This is a genomic window from Rhodanobacter sp. C06 (assembly GCF_002001105.1).
Lineage (GTDB): Bacteria > Pseudomonadota > Gammaproteobacteria > Xanthomonadales > Rhodanobacteraceae > Rhodanobacter_A.
On record NZ_MUNP01000048.1, the window covers coordinates 1 to 18,242 of the forward strand.

16 protein-coding genes and 1 tRNA gene are annotated in these 18,242 nt (G+C 65.3%); 3 read left to right on the forward strand and 14 right to left on the reverse strand.

Features of this window, described 5'->3' with window-relative positions; translation table 11 throughout:
* A partial coding sequence (locus B0E52_RS18565) for a helicase C-terminal domain-containing protein (protein WP_343124499.1) occupies positions 1-873 on the forward strand: 873 nt, incomplete at its 5' end.
* Between the two features lie 485 nt (positions 874-1,358).
* Here the strand turns inward: B0E52_RS18565 and B0E52_RS18770 are convergent.
* Positions 1,359-2,123: a cold shock domain-containing protein gene (locus B0E52_RS18770; RefSeq protein ID WP_077483662.1), complete on the reverse strand. Its 765-nt coding sequence runs from the start codon at positions 2,121-2,123 to the stop codon at positions 1,359-1,361.
* A gap of 11 nt (positions 2,124-2,134) precedes the next feature.
* Positions 2,135-2,545, reverse strand: coding sequence for a hypothetical protein (locus tag B0E52_RS18325; RefSeq protein ID WP_139351633.1), 411 nt, complete (start codon positions 2,543-2,545; stop codon positions 2,135-2,137).
* A gap of 1,151 nt (positions 2,546-3,696) precedes the next feature.
* On the opposite strand from B0E52_RS18325, the gene B0E52_RS09890 reads away from it, so the two are divergent.
* Both B0E52_RS09890 and B0E52_RS09895 read left to right on the forward strand, forming a co-directional pair.
* The gene (locus B0E52_RS09890; protein ID WP_077483664.1) at positions 3,697-4,005 is read left to right on the forward strand and encodes a hypothetical protein; all 309 of its coding nucleotides are present in this window, start codon (positions 3,697-3,699) and stop codon (positions 4,003-4,005) included.
* 93 nt (positions 4,006-4,098) lie between these two features.
* Entirely contained in the window at positions 4,099-4,362 is a 264-nt protein-coding gene (locus tag B0E52_RS09895; RefSeq protein ID WP_077483665.1) for a hypothetical protein, read from the forward strand.
* 1,614 nt (positions 4,363-5,976) lie between these two features.
* On the opposite strand, the gene B0E52_RS18700 is transcribed toward B0E52_RS09895, so the two are convergent.
* The 12 genes from B0E52_RS18700 to nuoE all read right to left on the reverse strand — a co-directional run bounded on the left by B0E52_RS18700 (position 5,977) and on the right by nuoE (position 18,234).
* A complete protein-coding gene (locus tag B0E52_RS18700) occupies positions 5,977-6,198 on the reverse strand; it encodes a hypothetical protein (protein WP_254426758.1) in 222 nt (73 codons plus the stop codon).
* Between the two features lie 181 nt (positions 6,199-6,379).
* Positions 6,380-6,456 (reverse strand) — tRNA-Met (locus B0E52_RS09905).
* A gap of 76 nt (positions 6,457-6,532) precedes the next feature.
* A complete protein-coding gene (nuoN, locus tag B0E52_RS09910) occupies positions 6,533-7,975 on the reverse strand; it encodes an NADH-quinone oxidoreductase subunit NuoN (protein WP_077483666.1) in 1,443 nt (480 codons plus the stop codon).
* A gap of 12 nt (positions 7,976-7,987) precedes the next feature.
* Positions 7,988-9,496, reverse strand: a complete 1,509-nt coding sequence (locus B0E52_RS09915) for an NADH-quinone oxidoreductase subunit M (RefSeq protein ID WP_077483667.1) — start codon at positions 9,494-9,496, stop codon at positions 7,988-7,990.
* A gap of 15 nt (positions 9,497-9,511) precedes the next feature.
* Complete coding sequence (gene nuoL, locus B0E52_RS09920) at positions 9,512-11,560, reverse strand: NADH-quinone oxidoreductase subunit L (RefSeq protein WP_077483668.1); 2,049 nt, start codon at positions 11,558-11,560, stop codon at positions 9,512-9,514.
* A gap of 4 nt (positions 11,561-11,564) precedes the next feature.
* Entirely contained in the window at positions 11,565-11,870 is a 306-nt protein-coding gene (gene nuoK / locus B0E52_RS09925) for an NADH-quinone oxidoreductase subunit NuoK (protein WP_077483669.1), read from the reverse strand.
* Positions 11,867-12,505: an NADH-quinone oxidoreductase subunit J gene (locus tag B0E52_RS09930; RefSeq protein ID WP_174575553.1), complete on the reverse strand. Its 639-nt coding sequence runs from the start codon at positions 12,503-12,505 to the stop codon at positions 11,867-11,869. Before B0E52_RS09930 ends, nuoK begins: the two co-directional genes overlap by 4 nt.
* A 12-nt stretch (positions 12,506-12,517) precedes the next feature.
* Positions 12,518-13,009, reverse strand: a complete 492-nt coding sequence (gene nuoI, locus B0E52_RS09935) for an NADH-quinone oxidoreductase subunit NuoI (protein ID WP_077483670.1) — start codon at positions 13,007-13,009, stop codon at positions 12,518-12,520.
* Between the two features lie 8 nt (positions 13,010-13,017).
* Positions 13,018-14,034: an NADH-quinone oxidoreductase subunit NuoH gene (gene nuoH / locus B0E52_RS09940; RefSeq protein WP_077483671.1), complete on the reverse strand. Its 1,017-nt coding sequence runs from the start codon at positions 14,032-14,034 to the stop codon at positions 13,018-13,020.
* Positions 14,035-14,039: 5 nt separating this feature from the next.
* Complete coding sequence (gene nuoG, locus B0E52_RS09945; protein ID WP_077483672.1) at positions 14,040-16,367, reverse strand: NADH-quinone oxidoreductase subunit NuoG; 2,328 nt, start codon at positions 16,365-16,367, stop codon at positions 14,040-14,042.
* Positions 16,364-17,701: an NADH-quinone oxidoreductase subunit NuoF gene (gene nuoF / locus B0E52_RS09950; protein ID WP_077483673.1), complete on the reverse strand. Its 1,338-nt coding sequence runs from the start codon at positions 17,699-17,701 to the stop codon at positions 16,364-16,366. The genes nuoG and nuoF overlap by 4 nt, the downstream gene beginning before the upstream one ends.
* A gap of 5 nt (positions 17,702-17,706) precedes the next feature.
* Positions 17,707-18,234: an NADH-quinone oxidoreductase subunit NuoE gene (gene nuoE / locus B0E52_RS09955; protein WP_077483674.1), complete on the reverse strand. Its 528-nt coding sequence runs from the start codon at positions 18,232-18,234 to the stop codon at positions 17,707-17,709.
* Positions 18,235-18,242: the final 8 nt, after the last annotated feature.

Consider the following 18,242-nt stretch of genomic DNA (forward strand, 5'->3'; position numbering starts at 1 on the left):
GCCGTGCTGCGCGTACCGGCGATGGTGTCGGACCCGGGTTCGGAGGACGCCTACCTGGCCGAGGTCATGCTCGAGTTGTCGGCCGGCGTGGACCCTGCCGAGGCGACGCTGATCCTGTGCGCCTCCCGTGCGCTGATGGACGCCCTCGTGGAGCGCGCACCCGCGTCGTGGAAGGACCGGATGAAGGTTCAGGGGAGGACGTCGATCGCGCCGCTGCTGGAGGCGCATCGGGCGGACGTCGCTGCCCGGAAGGGATCGGGACTGGGGATGCTGGCAGAGGGTGTGTACATGCCCGGCAAGCAATGCTCGCACGTGGTGATCGTGAAGCTACCCTTCGCGTCGCCGACGTCACGATCTGGGCGGCGCTTGCGCGCGCCCGACGTCATGGTAAGCCTGTCTCATATCGATTGCTGTATTCCCATGCGGAATGCGGCACCATACTTTCCAACGACGAACCCGATGCCGGCCTTTCGATTCCTGATGAACAAGCGCGAGCGCAGCCGCGCTGATGCGCGCCTTGGCGATATCCTCGGCCTTTGTCGGCGCCTTGAGCGGATGTCCGCGCGGGACAAGATGGACCTGGTTGAAAAAAGGAAGGAAGCTCTGCGTTACCTCCGGCGCGGCGCGCTTTGCGACACGCTCGCCCTCGCCTGTATCACCCTGGTCTGCATTGGCTTGGCCTTCCCGGCGCTCTCTGGCCTCTCGACCGGTCTCTCCGCTCGACTGGTCCTTCTCTTGGTGATGGCCTTCCCGGTCTACCGGCTGGTGAACGTGATGGACACCAGCCAGCGCGCCTACTACGCGATTAGGAATGAGATCGACGTGATCTTCAAGTCTGGCATTTCGGAAGCGTCGCGCTTCGACAACTGTTGATCAGACCCTTTTACCAGCCACGCATGACCGCGGCCAACATTCGACTCCCCTGGCCGGCGAGGTCTTCACCATCCATGGCTCATCCGACGCACTTGGTCATTCGACCTCACCCAGCACCTTGCGGCGGGGATTCCAGCCAACCCTAACCGCGACGCTGCGCGCCGCGGCTCGCTGAGTTGATGGATCGTACGGGCATGTTGGCGTACGACCGATAAAACGATCGTTCCAAACAAAGGATGCGCGTTCTTGGATCGTACGATCCAAAATTTTAGGACCGCGGGCGGAGGTGAAACATGAGGTCGTACGGACGCACCGGAGGCGAGGCCTGCGACGGTACGTGTGACGGACTCTGCTCGTTCTCGAAAGGCACGTCAACCCCTTCTTGTTCTGCTCACGCGGCCCGAAAAAACAAGTGCACGGGTACGCCGGCCTGCCCGGCATCGCGGCATGACCCATGATCTCTCATGCCGAGTCGCCCCTTTCTTCTAGTCGTCCAATGCGAGCCAGCTGTCGTGATCCTTGGCTATCAGCGTCCAGATCACGATGGGAAAAATAGCCGCGAACACAAAAACGAACAGACCCACCAAAGCGGGGATCCGCGACACGAACAGGCCCATGGGACCGAGCGCTACGAAGATGGAGGCAGCAACAAGCGTTGCGATGGTCCGGGACTTCCGCGTCTTGGTCACCAGCTCCCTCTTGAGCTGTGCCGCCCGCTCGTCCAGACCGACCAGCGTGTCCAGACGATGGTTGCCATGGACGCTCGGCTTGCCTACAACGACTGGACGCCCATCGAAGTGATGGATGGTGAAGTAGTGCGTTCCGTGTCCGGACCCTGACTCGGCGCCTCGGGTCTTGCTGTACTCCACCTCCAGCACCGCCGTTGCGCCGATGCGACGTGCACGCTCCTGAAGGGTCCGCATGGCTGCATCTGGCGATTCACGCGATGAGCCACCCACGACCCAACGACTCTCCACCAGCACCTCCCAACCCCTGATGGTCGGGTGGCGCGTTGTCAGGACATCATCGGGCAAGACGTAGCCGGTCGCGCCGGCCAGCTTTACCGGGCACACGCGACGCGCGCGATACCCCTTGGGCGTGGCCGACTCCTCGAAGGCCACGCGCTGGCCTTCGATCACCGTATGCTCTCCGACGATGTCGCTGTGATGGACGAAGTAGTCGCGCCCATCGTCGCCACGCAGGAAACCGTATCCCTTGCTGGGCAGGAAGCTGTTGACGGTGCCTTCCATACGCCTCCCGATCAATGCGCGGGAGCCGAATGTGGCGCTGACGAGGCCGCCGATGCCGGGGCGGTATCGTTGTGCTCCGGAGCCAGCGGACCGGCATAGATGCAGGCCACGCCACCGTTGGTGAGCGCCACGGTGTATCGCAAGTCGCAATTGACCGCCGCGAACAGGATGGGAAGTTGCTCGTTGCCCCAGTGATCCGGCAGGAACACTACCTTCTGGCCGGCGCTGCACTTCGCCGCGGTGACATCCTTCTGCCACTTGCTCACTTCGCAGATACGCGTCTGATCAGGAGATGCCTGGGTCGCCGCCGTGGCGACGGTCGATGGAACCGCCCCTTGCGGCGCAGCGCCGCTACCGTTGCACCCCTGCAGCGACACCGGCACCAGTGCACACACCATCAGTCGAACCAAAGCATGCTTCATGGCTGAACCCCCTCGTGAAAGAGCACCCACTCGCGAGCGGGTGCCGATTGAAAAAACGTGCGTTGCACCAAGGCCGCTCGGCGTCTCCGCCGGGCTGCACTACCTGATTAGAATCGGTACTCGATCCCCGCATTCGCGGTCACGTCATGTTCGCGGCCACGCGCGGCCTGCGTGGCGGCGTTGAGGTACCAGCTCCAGCGGCCGTTGATCTGCATGCTGAAGCTGGCGCCGATCGCGCCGGTGTTGGGGCCAGAACGTACTGCCGATGCCGTTGGTGTGACCCGCGAGGCTGGCGACGTCGGCGTTCATCGTCGTGTGGCCGAACGCCGCGCCACCGTAGACGTTGCCGTAGATCGGAGCGTCCAGACCGACTAGCGCGCCGCCCATGGTTTACTTGACCGAGGCGAAGTCGGACTGTGACAGGCAATGGCCCGCAAGAGGCGGGTGTGCAGGCCGTCCTGGCAATGGGGCGACGATGCATGGCGCGTTCCTGATCGAAGGATGGCTGCCAGCCAACCATAGAAGCCCAATCGCGCAAGCCCACTTCAAGGGTTGCTTGCCAAACTACCCCGGATACACCGTGGTGGCCTCGATGTCGGCTCCTGACAGCGAGAGGCCACGTTGTCCGCCTTGGACAGGCACCTGCTCCATCGGCATGCGTCCAAGTCGTGCATGGACACCGGCTGCCTTCACGCCAAGCGATGCACCTAGCCGTCGCATGCCCCCCGCCGGGGGCATTGCGCAAACCGAAGGGCTGGGTATGTTGGAGGAATGAGCGATCCTACGCGCCGACCGTTGAAGCTCATCCAAGGCGGTCGCGAAGCCTTGGATCGCCAACTCCTCCACTTGTGCCTTTTTGGCCCGGCCGAAGCGTTTCGCGCCGCCATCGATGCGATCAAGCCACGCGGGAGGCTCACGCTGGTCAAACCACCGGACGCAAAGTCTCCTCCATCGCGCCCCACGCCGGGCCCACCACACGACGGGCACTCGCGCGATCGATCTCGCTCGGCCGAGGCTCTTTGCCCGCTTGAAGTGAACTTGCGCAACTCGGCTTTTGTGCTTTCGTCCTTCCACGCTTCCGCCAGCGGAAGAATCCACGACACCGAAGTGCATGGCGTCCACTTCCTCCTCCGTCCATAGAGGCGAAACCCATGTCCCACGATCGACCCTCCGAAATCGAAGGCAACAAACCTGCCGTCGAGCAGTGCCTGCTCATTGGCGCTCCCGTCTTAGCCGGCCTCCTTCTACTGTGCGCCCAGGTCGGCTGGGCGGTCGCCGGCAAGGCACCCGAATTTTCACCGACCCAATGGGTGAGCCATTCCATCGCCCTGGCTGCATCGATCTCCCTTGGCGTGTTCGCCGTCCTGGCTGTCGTGGCCGTGCTGTGGGGTCTGGGCTCCTTGGCGGTGATGCTGGGCGGCGCCATCATCGGGTCATATCGGCGATGGCGCTACCGCTGACCACTTTGACGATCAGCCCCCAGGTCCGCTAGCAGAGGCCCAGCCATGTCGAACAACCGTCTCCCCGTTCATGCGGGTCGTGAATCGCCCGCCATGCTGCGCCTGATCCTCGGCGCCCCGACCCTTTGCATCGTCATCAGCCTGTTCAGCTGGATCGAATGGGCAGCTCAAGGATTTGCACCGGAGCTATCGCCACGCCATTGGCTCGACTACCACGGCGCCCTGTTTCTAGGGATGAGCTTCGCCGGCGGTGTCATCGCGCTTCTTGCCTCAGCGCTTCTGTGGACGTTTGGCATTATCGCCATGGCGTTCGGCGAGGGACTTCTGCGGGCGTTACGGCGGAGGCGCGGCTACTGATCCAGCGCCTATCGAAATCCAGAAGCACCATCGGCCAGTCGCCTCGCCCGAGGCTTCCGACCCTGTCGTCGCGCGACAAACCTTGGCCGCCCGATCAATCTGGCGTCTTTGCCCCTGAATGTCCGATGCCACGGACGAAACCCTCCAGCGACAACTGAATGCGATCAGCGGCGCGCACTTCATGGGTCGAGTCTTCCCGGCAGTCTTCCGATATCCCCAGCAAGGGACAGGCGCCAATCCAGTTCAACGCTTAACCGCGTCACTTTGTCGACATGCAGCCCATTCAATCACCTGTTTCGAGCACACCCACCTTGGCGACGGGCCGGAAAATATCTGCACCTCCAGTGGAGCTCGCGGCGCATGTCACTCACCACCCTCATCGATGCCCTAGCCGCCCGGATCGTGTCGGATTATCTGACCACGGAAACCGCATCCTGCAACGATCCTTCGCCAGCGCGACAGAATCCCGCCCCGTTGCCTGCCGCGGCCGCCGCGCCCTAATCTCGCGCCATGCTTACCGCCGCCTACGCGCGCTATTCCAGCGACCAGCAACGCGACGCCAGCCTCGACGATCAGCTTCGCAATTGCCGCGCCTATTGCGCTCGCCAAGGCTGGCCCGCGCCCGTGGAGTACACCGACGCCGCCACCAGTGGCGCGCGCAACGACCGCGCCGGTTACCGGCGCCTGCTGGCCGATGCCTCACGCTACGCCGTGGTGTTGGTCGACGATCTCTCGCGCCTCAGTCGCGACAGCGCCGAATGTGCCATGGCGGTGCGGCGGCTCAAGTTCGCCGGCGTGCGACTGATCGGTGTCGGTGACGGCGTAGACACTGCGCGCAAATCGCACAAAGCGGATGTCGGGCTACGCGGCTTGATGTCAGAGCTGTACCTTGATGACTTAGCTGAGAAAACCCATCGCGGTCTCACCGGTCGCGCGCTGCAGGGTGCGAGCGCCGGCGGTCTCCCCTACGGCTACCGGGTTTCCGCCGTCGGTCAGCGCGTCATCGATGATGGGCAAGCCGCCGTGGTGCGGCGGATCTATGCCGCCTACATCGCCGGACAGAGTCCGCGTGCGATCGCCGACGCACTCAACCGCGAGCGCGTGCCGTCGCCGCGTGGCAGCACCTGGGCCATGTCCGTGATCTACGGCGATACCGCGCGGGGCATCGGCATCCTCGCCAACCCTATCTACGTTGGCCGCCAAGTGTGGAACCGCAGCCGCTGGGTGAAGCATCCGGATACCGGCCGGCGCCTGCGCCAGAATCGGCCAGAGGCCGAGTGGATCACCACCGAGCACCCGGAGCTTGCCATCATCGATGCGGCTACGTGGAGCGCCGCCCAAGCGCGCATCCGCGGTGCCAGGCCCAAGCGCAAAGGTACCCCGCACGCCGGCCCAGGCCGACCACCCAGGCACCTGCTCAGCGGGCTGCTGCGCTGTGCATGCTGTGGCGGCGCCATGGTGGTAGTCGACCGCTACCGATACGGTTGCAGTACGCACAAGGATCGCGGCGAAAGCGCATGCCCCTCGCGCCTGCGCGTTCCACGCACCGCGCTGGAAGATGCATTGCTCGCCGCTGTGCGCGAGCAGTTGCTCACCGATGCCTCCTTTCAGCGCCTACAGCGCGCCGTGGCTGACGCCCTCAAGCGTGCGATGCCCGATACATCCACACTGCAGCGCGCACTGGCCGTCGCCGAGCGCGTGCGCGGCAACATCCTCGCCGCCCTGCGCGCCGGCATCATCACGCCCAGCACCCAAGCCGAGCTGCTCGCCGCCGAAGCGGCCGTCAAGCAAGCCAGCGACGCCATCACCAGCGCGCGCCACCACCAGCCAGCGCATGTCATCCCGCGCCTGCGCGAACGCTGGCACGCCATCGTCACTGATCTTGCCAACGTCACCCGCGACATCCCCGCCGCACGCAATGCCCTGCGCGATCTGCTCGGCGAGCGCATCACCGTCGCGCCAAACGAAAACGGCGACCTCATCGCAGAGGTCGCCGCATCAGAACTGCAGATAAACATGGTAGCGGGGGCAGGATTCGAACCTGCGACCTTCGGGTTATGAGCCCGACGAGCTGCCAGACTGCTCCACCCCGCATCAGAGTCCGAAGATTCTAGCGAGACTTGCCATTTACCGCAAGCCTTGCAGAAGGACTTTCGATCAAATCCTTCGATCAACCCAGGCCGAACGAGTGGCGGCACCAGCCCAGCAGCGGTCCCCAGTACACGCCCAGCACCAGCAACGCCAGCGCGTTGAGCGAGAGCACCACGCGCATCGACATGTCGGGCGCGGACTGATCGGCGCCACCCTCTTCCGCCTTGTCGAAGTACATCACCTTGACCACGTGCAGGTAGTAGTAGAGGCCGATGATCGCGAACACCGCACCGGCGAGCGCCAGCCACAGCATGTGCGCGTCGATCGCCGCCTGCAGCACCAGGTACTTCGCGTAGAAGCCGAACAGCGGCGGCACGCCGGCCAGCGAGAACATCGCCAGCGCCATCAGCGCGGCGAACCACGGCGAGCGCTGGTTCAGGCCCTTGAGGTCGGCGATCTCCTCGCATTCGAAGCCCGCGCGGGCCAGCGCCAGGATCACGCCGAACGCCACCGTGCTCATCAACGCGTAGCTGATCGCATAGAACATCGCCGCGGAATAGCCTTCCGGCCCCGCGTTGACCAGGCCCATCAGCAGGTAGCCCATGTGCGAGATGGTCGAGTAGGCCAGCATGCGCTTGAGGTTGGTCTGCACGATCGCGACCAGGTTGCCGATTGCCATCGACAGCACCGCGATCACCGCCAGCATCGGCTGCCAGTGCTGCGACAGGTCGCCCAGTCCGGTTTCCAGCAGGCGCCAGGCCATGCCGAACGCCGCCAGCTTCGAGGTGGAGGCGATGAAGGTGGTGACCGGGGTGGAAGCGCCCTGGTAGACGTCCGGAATCCACATGTGGAACGGCGCCGCGCCCAGCTTGAAGGCGATACCCACCAGCATGAAGATCAGGCCGAACACCAGCAGGTGCGGCATTGCGCTCTGCGGCACCGCGGCGTGCAGCTGGGCCAGGTCCAGCGTGCCGGTGGCGCCGTACACCATCGACATGCCGTACAGCAGCATGCCCGAGGACAGCGCGCCCAGCACGAAGTACTTGATCGCCGACTCCGAGGACAGCGGCGAGTCGCGGTTCAGTGCCACCAGCGCGTAGGACGACAGCGTCAGCAGTTCCAGTCCCAGGTAGATCATCACCAGGTTCCCGGCCGAGACCAGCAGCATCACGCCGATCGTGGCGAAGATCATCAGCGTGTAGAACTCGCCGACGAACTGCTTGCGGTCGAGCAGGTACGGCCGCGCGTAGATGAACACCAGCACGGTGCACAGCAGCGCGAATACCTTGAGGATCTCGGACGTCTGATCGCGGATGAACATGTCGCCGAATGCGGTCACGGTGACGTCGGGCTGACCCGCGATCACCAGGAAGCCGGCCATCAGCAGCACCACGATGGAGAGCCAGTGCAGCGACCAGCGCTGCTCCGGCTTCATGAAGGCATCCGCCAGCAGCAGCACACACGCCGCCGCCACGAGGTAGAACTCCGGCAACAGGACCAGGATGTCGTTGAAGGTTGGCATGTTCTATCCCGATCAGATCTTGTGGATGGCCAGCTGCTGCACCAGCTGCGTCACCGAGCTGTCCATCAAGTGGATCAGCGGCTCCGGCCAGATGCCGAGCGCCAGCACCAGTGCAGCGAAGGCGCCCAGCACGAGCGTCTCGCGGCCGCTGATGTCCTTCATCTCGGCCACGTGCGGATTGTGGATCTCGCCCCACAGCACGCGCTTGACCAGCCACAGCGTGTAGCCCGCGCCGATGATCAGGGTGAACGCGGCGAACAACGCGATCCACGGGCTGGCCTTGAAGCTGGCCAGGATCACCATGAACTCGCCCACGAAGCCGCTGGTGCCAGGCAGGCCGCAGTTCGCCATCGCGAACAGCACGTAGAAGAAGCCGAACCACGGCATCACGTTGATCAGGCCGCCGTAATCCTTGATCAGGCGAGTGTGCAGGCGGTCGTACATCACGCCGATGCAGGTGAACATCGCACCGGAGACGAAGCCGTGCGAGATCATCTGCACCATCGCGCCCTGCATGCCCAGCCGTGCCGTGTCGACGTCGCCGAGCTCGCGCGCCAGCATGAAGGCGATGAAGATGCCCAGCGTGACGAAGCCCATGTGTGCCACGGACGAGTACGCCACCAGCTTCTTCATGTCCTCCTGCACCAGCGCCACGTAGCCGATGTAGACGATCGCGACCAGGCTCAGCAGCACCACCACCCACGTGAAATGCGCACCGGCATCCGGCACGATCGGCAGGATGAAACGCAGCATTCCGTAGGTGCCGACCTTCAGCATCACCGCCGCCAGCACCACCGAGCCGCCGGTCGGCGCCTCCACGTGGGCGTCCGGCAGCCAGGTGTGCACCGGCACCATCGGCACCTTGATCGCGAACGCGAGCAGGAAGGCGAAGAAGATCCAGGCTTGCTCGGTGAACGTCAGCGGCAACGCCGCCAGCGTGCGCAGGTCGAACGTGCCGGCCTTGTGGTACAGGTACAACAGCGCGATCAGCATGAAGATCGAGCCGAGGAACGTGTAGATGAAGAACTTCAGCGTCGCGTAGACACGGCGCGGGCCACCCCAGATGCCGATCAGGATGAACATCGGGATCAGCATCGCTTCGAAGAACACGTAGAACAGCAAGGCGTCGGTGGCGCAGAACACGCCGATCATCAGGCCTTCGAGTACCAGCATCGCGGCCATGTACTGGTGCGTCTTGTTCTGGATCACCTCCCACGCGCCGATCACCACGAGGATGCCGACGATGGTGGTGAGCAGGATCAGCGCCACCGAGATGCCGTCCACGGCCAGGCCGTAGTGCACGTTCAGCGAGGCGATCCACAGATGGCTCTCGACCAGCTGCATGCCGCCCTGCGTGGCGTCGTACTGCGGCAGCAGGAACAGGCTCACCACGAAGGTGAGCACCATGAACAGCAGCGCGAGCCAGCGCGCCACGTTGGGGCGGGCGGCACCGGCCAGCAGCACGGGCACCGCGCCGACGATGGGCAGCCAGATCAGCAGGCTGAGCAAGTGATTGAACATGTTTGCTTGCTTCCCTTATTGCGCAGCCAGCATCGGGCCGAACAGCCAGTACCCGCCGAGCAGCAGGATCAGGCCGATGATCATCGCGAAGGCGTACTGGTAGAGGTAACCCGATTGCAGCCGGCGCATGCCCGAGGCGAGGCGACGGGTCATGGCGGTGGTGCCATCGATCATCACGCCGTCGATCACCGCGGCATCGCCCGCCTTCCAGAACAGGCGACCCAGCTTCACGCCCCCGCGGGCGAACAGCACGTAGTACACCGCGTCGAACCAGTACTTGTGGTTGAGCATCTGGTAGAACGGGTTCAGCGCGTTCTTCAGCTTGTCCGCCACCGACGTGTTGAACAGATAGATGTACGTGGTGATCGCGAAAGCCAGCACCACCAGGCCGAACGGCAGGCTCCAGAAGCCGTGCAGTGCCATCGCCAGCGCGCCGTGGAACTCGTGGCCCATCTCGCCCAGCACGTCGTTCGCCCCGTTCACGCGGATGGCCGAGCCGAACCAGCCACCGAACAGCATCGGCTTGACGGTGAAGAAACCCACCAGCAGCGACGGAATCGCCAGCAGCACCAGCGGCAGCGTCACCACCCACGGCGATTCCTTGGGCGTCTCGTGCATGATGCCCTGCTCGTGGTGGCCGTGGTCGTCCATGTGCTCGACATGGTGGCCATGGCCGTGGTCGTGCACCACGGTGAAGCGCTCCTTGCCATGGAAGGTCAGGTACATCTGGCGGAACGTGTAGGTGGCGGTGACGAAGGCGCCGGCCATCACGCAGAAGTACGCATAGGCCGCGCCCCAGCGGTGCGACTCGCCCACCGCCTCGATGATCGCGTCCTTGGAGTAGAAGCCCGAGGTGAACGGGATCGCCACCAGCGCCAGCGAGCCGATCCACATGGTGATCCAGGTGATCGGCATGTACTTGCGCAGGCCGCCCATGTAGCGCATGTCCTGCTCGTGGTGCATCGCGATGATCACCGAGCCGGCGCCCAGGAACAGCAGCGCCTTGAAGAACGCATGGGTCATCAGGTGGAACACCGCCCCGGCGTAGGCCGACACGCCAAGCGCCACCGTCATGTAGCCCAGCTGCGACAGCGTGGAATACGCGATCACGCGCTTGATGTCGTTCTGCACGATGCCGATCAGGCCGGTGAACAGCGCACCGGTGGCGCCGATCACCATCACGAAGCTGAGTGCGGACTGCGACAGCTCGAACAGCGGCGACATGCGCGCCACCATGAAGATGCCCGCGGTCACCATCGTCGCCGCATGGATCAGCGCGGAGATCGGGGTCGGGCCCTCCATCGAGTCGGGCAGCCACACGTGCAGCGGCACCTGGGCGCTCTTGCCCATCGCGCCGATGAACAGCAGCACGCAGATCACCGTGGCTGCATCCCACTGCACGTTCTGGGTGATCGCCAGCGTCTTGCCGACCAGGGTCGGGGCGGCCGCGAACGCGGTGGCGTAGTCCAGCGTGCCGAGGAAAGTCAGCACCGCGGCGATGCCCAGCAGGAAGCCGAAGTCGCCCACGCGGTTGACCAGGAAGGCCTTGAGGTTCGCGAAGATCGCGGTCGGCCGCTTGTACCAGAAACCGATCAGCAGGTACGACACCAGGCCCACCGCCTCCCAGCCGAAGAACAGCTGCAGGAAGTTGTTCGCCATCACCAGCATCAGCATGGAGAAGGTGAACAGCGAGATGTAGCTGAAGAAGCGCTGGTAGCCCGGGTCGTCGTGCATGTAGCCGATGGTGTAGACGTGCACCAGCAGCGAGACGAAGGTGACCACTACCATCATCATCGCGGTGAGGCGGTCGACCATGAAGCCCACGCTGGCGTTGAACTTGCCGATCTCGAACCAGGTGTAGAGGTTCTGGTCGTAGTTCGCGGCGCCGCCCCAGACCAGCTGGTAGAGCACGTAGAACGACAGGCCGCAGGAAATCAGCAGGCCCAGAATGGTGACGCTGTGCGCACCGGCACGGCCGATCTGCTTGCCGAGGAAGCCGGCCAGCAGGCAGCCGACCAGCGGCGCCAGCGCGATGACCAGCAGGATGGATGTGGAAAGCGCCATCGGATCAACCCTTCATGCTGTCGATTTCGGCGACGTTGACCGTGCTGCGGTTGCGGAACAGCAGCACCAGGATCGCCAGGCCGATCGCGGATTCCGCCGCGGCCACGGTAAGGATGAAGAACACGAACACCTGCCCCGCCACGTCGTGGCCGAAGCGGGAGAACGCCACGAAGTTGATGTTCACCGCCAGCAGCATCAGCTCGATCGCCATCAGCAGCACGATCACGTTCTTGCGGTTGATGAACAGGCCGGCGACGGCGATGCAGAACAGGATCGCGCCGAGCACGATGAAGTGGGAAAGGGTAATCATGGCTGGGGCTCCTGGGCCGGGGCGGCACCGGCGGGTCTCTCGGCCGCCATCTTCACCACGCGCACGCGGTCGCGCGGGTTGACCGCGACCTGCTCGCTGGCCAGCTGGCGCTTGCTGCCGGTGCGCTGGCGCAGGGTCAGCGCCACCGCGGCGATCACGCCCACGGTGAGGATCAGCGCGGCGATCTCGAACGGCAACAGGTACTGCGTGTACAGCGCCTTGCCCAGCCACGCGGTGTTGGAGTCGCCCGCCGGGTTCGCGCCCATCGTCTGCGCGTGCATCACGCGCACGCCGATCAGGCCCAGCATCTCCACCAGCATCACCACGGCGACCACCAGGCCCACCGGCAGGAACTTCACGAACCCCTCGCGCAGCTTCTCCTGGTCGATGTCGAGCATCATCACCACGAACAGGAACAGCACCATCACCGCGCCCACGTAGACCACAATCAGCGCGATGGCGAGGAACTCCGCCTCGGCCAGCATCCAGATGCAGGCCGTGCTGAAGAAGGTCAAAACCAGCGCGAGCACCGCATGCACCGAGTTGCGCAGGGTGATCACCGCGAGCGCGGCGGCCACGGTAACCGCGCCGAAGACGTAGAAGCAGACGAGTTGGAGCAGGTTCGGATCAATCATGACGTTCCATCCTCAGCGGTACGCCGCGTCTTGCGCGCGATCGGCGGCGATCTGCTGCTCGAAGCGGTCACCGATCGCGAGCAGCTGCTGCTTGTTCACCACGTTCTCGCCGCGATGCTCGAAGTGGTACTCGTGGATGCTGGTCTCGACGATGGAGTCCACCGGGCAGCTCTCCTCGCAGAAACCGCAGAAGATGCACTTGAACAGGTCGATGTCGTAGCGCGTCGTGCGGCGCTGGCCGTCGCTCTCGCGCGGCGCCGAATCGATGGTGATCGCCAGCGCCGGGCACACCGCCTCGCACAGCTTGCAGGCGATGCAGCGCTCCTCGCCGTTCGCGTAGCGGCGCAGCGCGTGCAGGCCGCGGAAGCGGTTCGACTTCGGGATGTGCTCCATCGGGTAGCGCATCGTGTACTTCGGGCTGAACATGTAGCGCCAGGTCAGCGCCATGCCCTTGAGCAGCTCGGCCAGCAGCAGGCTGTTGAAATAACTGGTTACGCGTTTCATCGGCTTTCTCAGACCCCCGCGATGCCGTAGTACTTCATGCAACCGGCCACCAGCACCCAGACGATCGCGATCGGAATGAACACCTTCCAGCCCAGCCGCATGATCTGGTCGTAGCGGTAGCGCGGGAAGGTCGCGCGGAACCACAGGAACAGGAAGGCGAAGGCGAAGGCCTTGATGAACAGCCACAGGAAGTTGCCGTGGCCGATGAAGCCCCAGCTCTCGGGGAACGGGCTGAGCCAGCCGCCCATGAACAGGATCGAGGCGAGGAAGCTCACCAGGATCATGTTCGCGTACTCGGCGAGGAAGAACAGCGCGAACGCCGAGCCGGAGTACTCCACGTGGAAGCCGGCGACGATCTCCGACTCGCCTTCGGCCACGTCAAACGGCGCGCGGTTGGTCTCGGCCACGCCGGAGATGAAGTAGACGACGAACACCGGCAGCAGCGGCCACATGAACCAGCTGAAGATGCCCTTGTTGCCGGCCTGCGCGTTGACGATGTCGGTGAGGTTGAGCGAGCCGGCCAGCACCAGCACGCAGACCAGGCACAGGCCCATCGCCAACTCGTAGGAGATCACCTGCGCCGCCGAACGCATCGCGCCGAGCAGCGCGTAGCGCGAGTTGGAGGCCCAGCCGGCGAGGATGATGCCGTACACGCCCAGCGAGGTCATCGCCAGCAGGTAGAGCAGGCCGGCGTTCGCGTTCGACAGCACCATCCTGGTGCCGAACGGGATCACCGCCCACGCCGCCAGCGCCGGGACCAGCGCGAGCAGCGGCGCGAGGTAGTACAGCGCACGGTTCGCCTTGCTCGGCAGGATCACTTCCTTCAGCAGCAGCTTCACCACGTCGGCGAAGGCCTGCAGCAGGCCGAACGGACCGATCTTGTTCGGCCCCATGCGCACGTGCATCCAGCCGATGACCTTGCGCTCCCAGTACACGAACATCGCCACGGCGATCACCAGCGGCAACACGATGCACAGGATGTAGATGATCGGCCAGACAAGCTGGTTGAGTAGCTGTTCGCCCATGTGCCTTACGCCTTGCTCAAGGTGATGGCTGCGCCGTAGGGCGGCAGCGTGGCGGTGATGTCCTGCGCGGCCTCGACCCACACCGCACCATCGGGTACGGCGTGATCCACGACCAGCGGCAGCGTCGTGTCGGCGATGCGAACCTGCGCGCCCTCGGCCAGGCCCAGCCGCGTGGCTTCGTCCGCGTTGAGGCGCGCGGCCGGCGCACGGTTCAACGGATGCGCATTGAGCGCAGTGGCCCGGCGCAGCACCGCGTCGCCACGGTAGATCGGCCAGGTGGCGAGGCGGACGAGGCCGGCGACCGGCTTGCGCGCGGCGAGCGAGTCGCGTGCCGGGGCGCCGCGCGCCACGATGCCGTCACGCAGGCCAGCGAGATCGTCGAACTCGAAGCCGGCGAGCCGTAGCAGACCACCCAGCGCACGCAGCACCTTCCAGCCCTGACGGGCTTCGCCTGGCGCCTTCGCACCGGCCTGCACCGCCTGCGCGAGGCCGTCGACATTGACCAGGGTGCCGTCGGTTTCCGGCAGCAACGCGATCGGCAGGATCACGTTTGCCACCTCGCGCAGCGCGGGGCTGGCGTAGGCGCTGAACGCCACCACTTGCTGTGCGCCGCGCAGCGCGGCGAACGCGAGCGCACCGTCGGCGAAGTCATGCGGCGGCTCCACGCCGTACAGCACGTAGCCTTTGCGCGGCTGCGCCAGCATGGCAAGTGCGTCCAGGCCGCCGTTGCCGGGCACCACGCCGAGCTGGGCCAGGCCGATCGCGTTCGCGCCGACCGGCAGTTCGTCGTAGCCGGCGCCGGTGGCGGTGGCGATGAAGCGCGCGATCGCGCGCAGCCACGAGGCCTCCGGATGGGTGGCCGCGGCTTCGCCGAGGATCACCACCGCCCTGCCCGCCTTCAGCGCGGCGATCGCGGCGTGGTCACCCTCGTCGCTGGCCGCGGCGTTGATCGCATCGACCAGCGCGGCCGGCGCGGCGGCGCCTTCCGCGACGGCGGCGCGGGCCAGTGCCAGCAGCGCGTCGACCATGCCTTGCGGCGGCACGATCGCGGCGCCGGCCAGCTTGTAATTGAACTCGAACGCGGCCGGGTTGACCGCATACACCTTGGCGCCCTGCTTGGTCGCCTGGTGCAGGCGATGGTTGAGCAGCGGCATCTCGCGGCGCAGGTCGGACCCGACCAGCAGCGCGGCCTTGACCTGCGCCACCTCGCCCACCGGCAGGCCGAAGCTGGTGGCTACGGCGCTGTCGGCGAAGTCGAGCTGGCGCAGGCGATGGTCGACGTGGGCGCTGCCCAGGCCGCGCGCGAGGCGCAGCAGCAGGTCGGCCTCCTCGTTCGTGGTGGCCGGATGCACCAGCATGCCCAGCTCGCTGCCCGGCACGCTCTTCAGCGCCTCGGCGGCGACGGCGAGCGCGTCCTCCCAGGTGGTCGGCTGCCACTGGCCGTTGCGCTTCACTTCCGGCTGCTGGACGCGGTCGGCCGCGTACATGCCCTGGTGGCTGTAGCGGTCGCGGTCGGACAGCCAGCACTCGTTGATCGATTCGTTGTCGCGCGGCACCGTGCGCAGCACTTCGCCGCGGCGGGTGTGCAGCCACAGGTTGGAACCCAGCGCATCGTGGTAGCCGATCGACGGCTTGGCGATCAGTTCCCAGGCGCGCGCCTGGAACTGGAACGGCTTGTTGGTGAGCGCGCCGACCGGGCAGACGTCGATGATGTTGCCCGACAGTTCCGTCTCGACGGTCTTGCCGATGTAGGTACCGATCTGCAGGTTCTCGCCGCGGCTCATGCCGCCCAGCTCGTAGCTGCCGGCGATCTCGCTGGTGAAGCGCACGCAGCGCGTGCACTGGATGCAGCGGGTCATCTCGGTGGCGACCAGCGGCCCGATATTTTCATCGGCGATGGTGCGCTTGCGCTCGGTGTAGCGCGACACGCTGCGGCCGTAGCCCAGCGCCACGTCCTGCAGCTCGCACTCGCCGCCCTGGTCGCAGATCGGACAGTCCAGCGGATGGTTGATCAGAAGGAACTCCATCACGTCCTTCTGGAACTTCAACGCCTTGTCCGAACGCGTGGTGACCTTCATGCCCTCGCCCACCGGCGTGGCGCAGGCCGGCTGCGGCTTGGGCATCGGGCGGCCGCCCATCTCCACGTCCACCAGGCACATGCGGCAGTTCGCGGCGATCGGCAGCTTGCGGTGGTAGCAGAAGCGCGGGATGGCGATGCCGATGGCGTCGGCCGCCTCGATGATCATCGCGCCCTTGCGGATCTGCACGGGCTTGCCGTCGACCTCGATGCTGACGAGGTCGGGGGCGACATTGCTGGTGGGCTGCGCACTCATGCAGCGACTCCACGGTTGGCGGCGAACCGGTCCTCGGTCATCGAGCGACCATGCTGCACGTAGTATTCGAATTCGTTCCAGAACTTGGCGAGGAAGCCCTGCACCGGCCACGCGGCGGCTTCGCCGAACGCGCAGATGGTGTGGCCCTCGATCTGGCCGGCGATGGCCTTGAGGCGATGCAGGTCGTCCTGCGTGCCCTTGCCTTCCACGATGCGGTCGAGCACGCGGTACATCCAGCCGGTGCCTTCGCGGCACGGCGTGCACTGGCCGCAGGACTCGGCCATGTAGAAGCGCGCGATGCGATGGCAGGCCTTGACCATGCAGGTGGTCTCGTCCATCACGATCACGGCGCCGGAGCCGAGGCCCGAACCCGCCTTTTGCAGGCAGTCGTAATCCATCGTGGCTGCCAGCATTTCCTCGGCGTTGAGCACCTTCATCGAGGAACCGCCGGGGATCACCGCCTTGAGCTGGTTGCCGTTGCGCACACCACCGGCCAGCGCCAGCAGATCCCTGAACGAGGTGCCGAGCCGGATCTCGAAGTTGCCCGGCTTGTTGACGTGGCCGGAGACCGAGAAGATCTTCGGGCCGCCGTTGTTCGGCTTGCCCAGGCCCAGGAACCAGTCGGCGCCGTTGCGCAGGATCGCCGGCACCGAGGCATAGGTCTCGGTGTTGTTGATCGTGGTGGGCTTGCCGTACAGGCCGAAGTTGGCCGGGAACGGCGGCTTGAAGCGCGGCTGGCCCTTCTTGCCTTCCAGCGACTCCATCAGCGCGGTTTCCTCGCCGCAGATGTAGGCGCCTGCGCCGAGCGCGTTGTAGATATCCACGTCGATGCCGCTGCCCTGCACGTTCTTGCCGAGCAGGCCGGCCGCATACGCTTCCTTCAGCGCCTCTTCGAGGTGCTCGTACGGCTCGTGGTGGAATTCGCCACGGAGGTAGTTGTAGGCCACGGTCGAGCCGGTGCAGTAGCACGCGATGGCCATGCCCTCGATCACCGCGTGCGGGTTGTAGCGCAGGATGTCGCGGTCCTTGGCCGTGCCGGGCTCGGACTCGTCCGAGTTGCACAGGATGTACTTCTGCATCGTGCCCTTCGGCATGAAGGACCACTTCAAGCCGGTGGGGAAGCCCGCGCCGCCGCGGCCGCGCAGGCTGGACTTCTTGATTTCCTCGATCAGGCCGGCGGGATCGGGCTTCTCGGCGAGGATCTTGCGCCAGGCCTTGTAGCCGTCGACCTGCTCGTAGCTGGCCATCGCCCACGGCTTGTCGAAATGCAGCGTGGTGTAGACGACCTGGTGGTCCTGGGGTGCGGGTCCGACCGGACCTGTGGTGCTCGCCATCGTTCTTACTCCAGCCCGTCCAGGATCGCATCGAGCTTCTCGGTGGTGAGCCGCTCGTGGTAATGGCCGTTCACCGTCATCGCCGGCGCGTACACGCAGGCGGCGATGCACTCTTCCTCCTGCTTGAGGTAGACGCGGCCGTCCGGGGTGCTCTCGCCGAGCTTGATGCCCAGCTTCTTCTCGCAATGCTTCACCAGATCCTCGGCGCCGTTGAGCCAGCACGAGATGTTGGTGCAGATCGCCACGTTGTTGCGGCCGACCGGCTTGGTCTCCAGCATCGAGTAGAAGCTGGCCACCTCGTAGGCCCATACCGCGGGCAGGTCGAGGTACTTCGCCACCGCCGTGATCAGCTCGTCGGTGAGGAAACCCCGGTTCTGTTCCTGCGCGGCGAACAGCGCCTGGATCAGCGCCGAACGCTTGCGGTCCGGCGGAAACTTGGTCAGCCAATGGTCGATGTGCTGGCGCGTGTGCTCATTGAGCACGGCAAGCGGATCGACGTTCCTGACCTGGTCGTAATGTCCGGTGGCTTTCATGCGTTTCT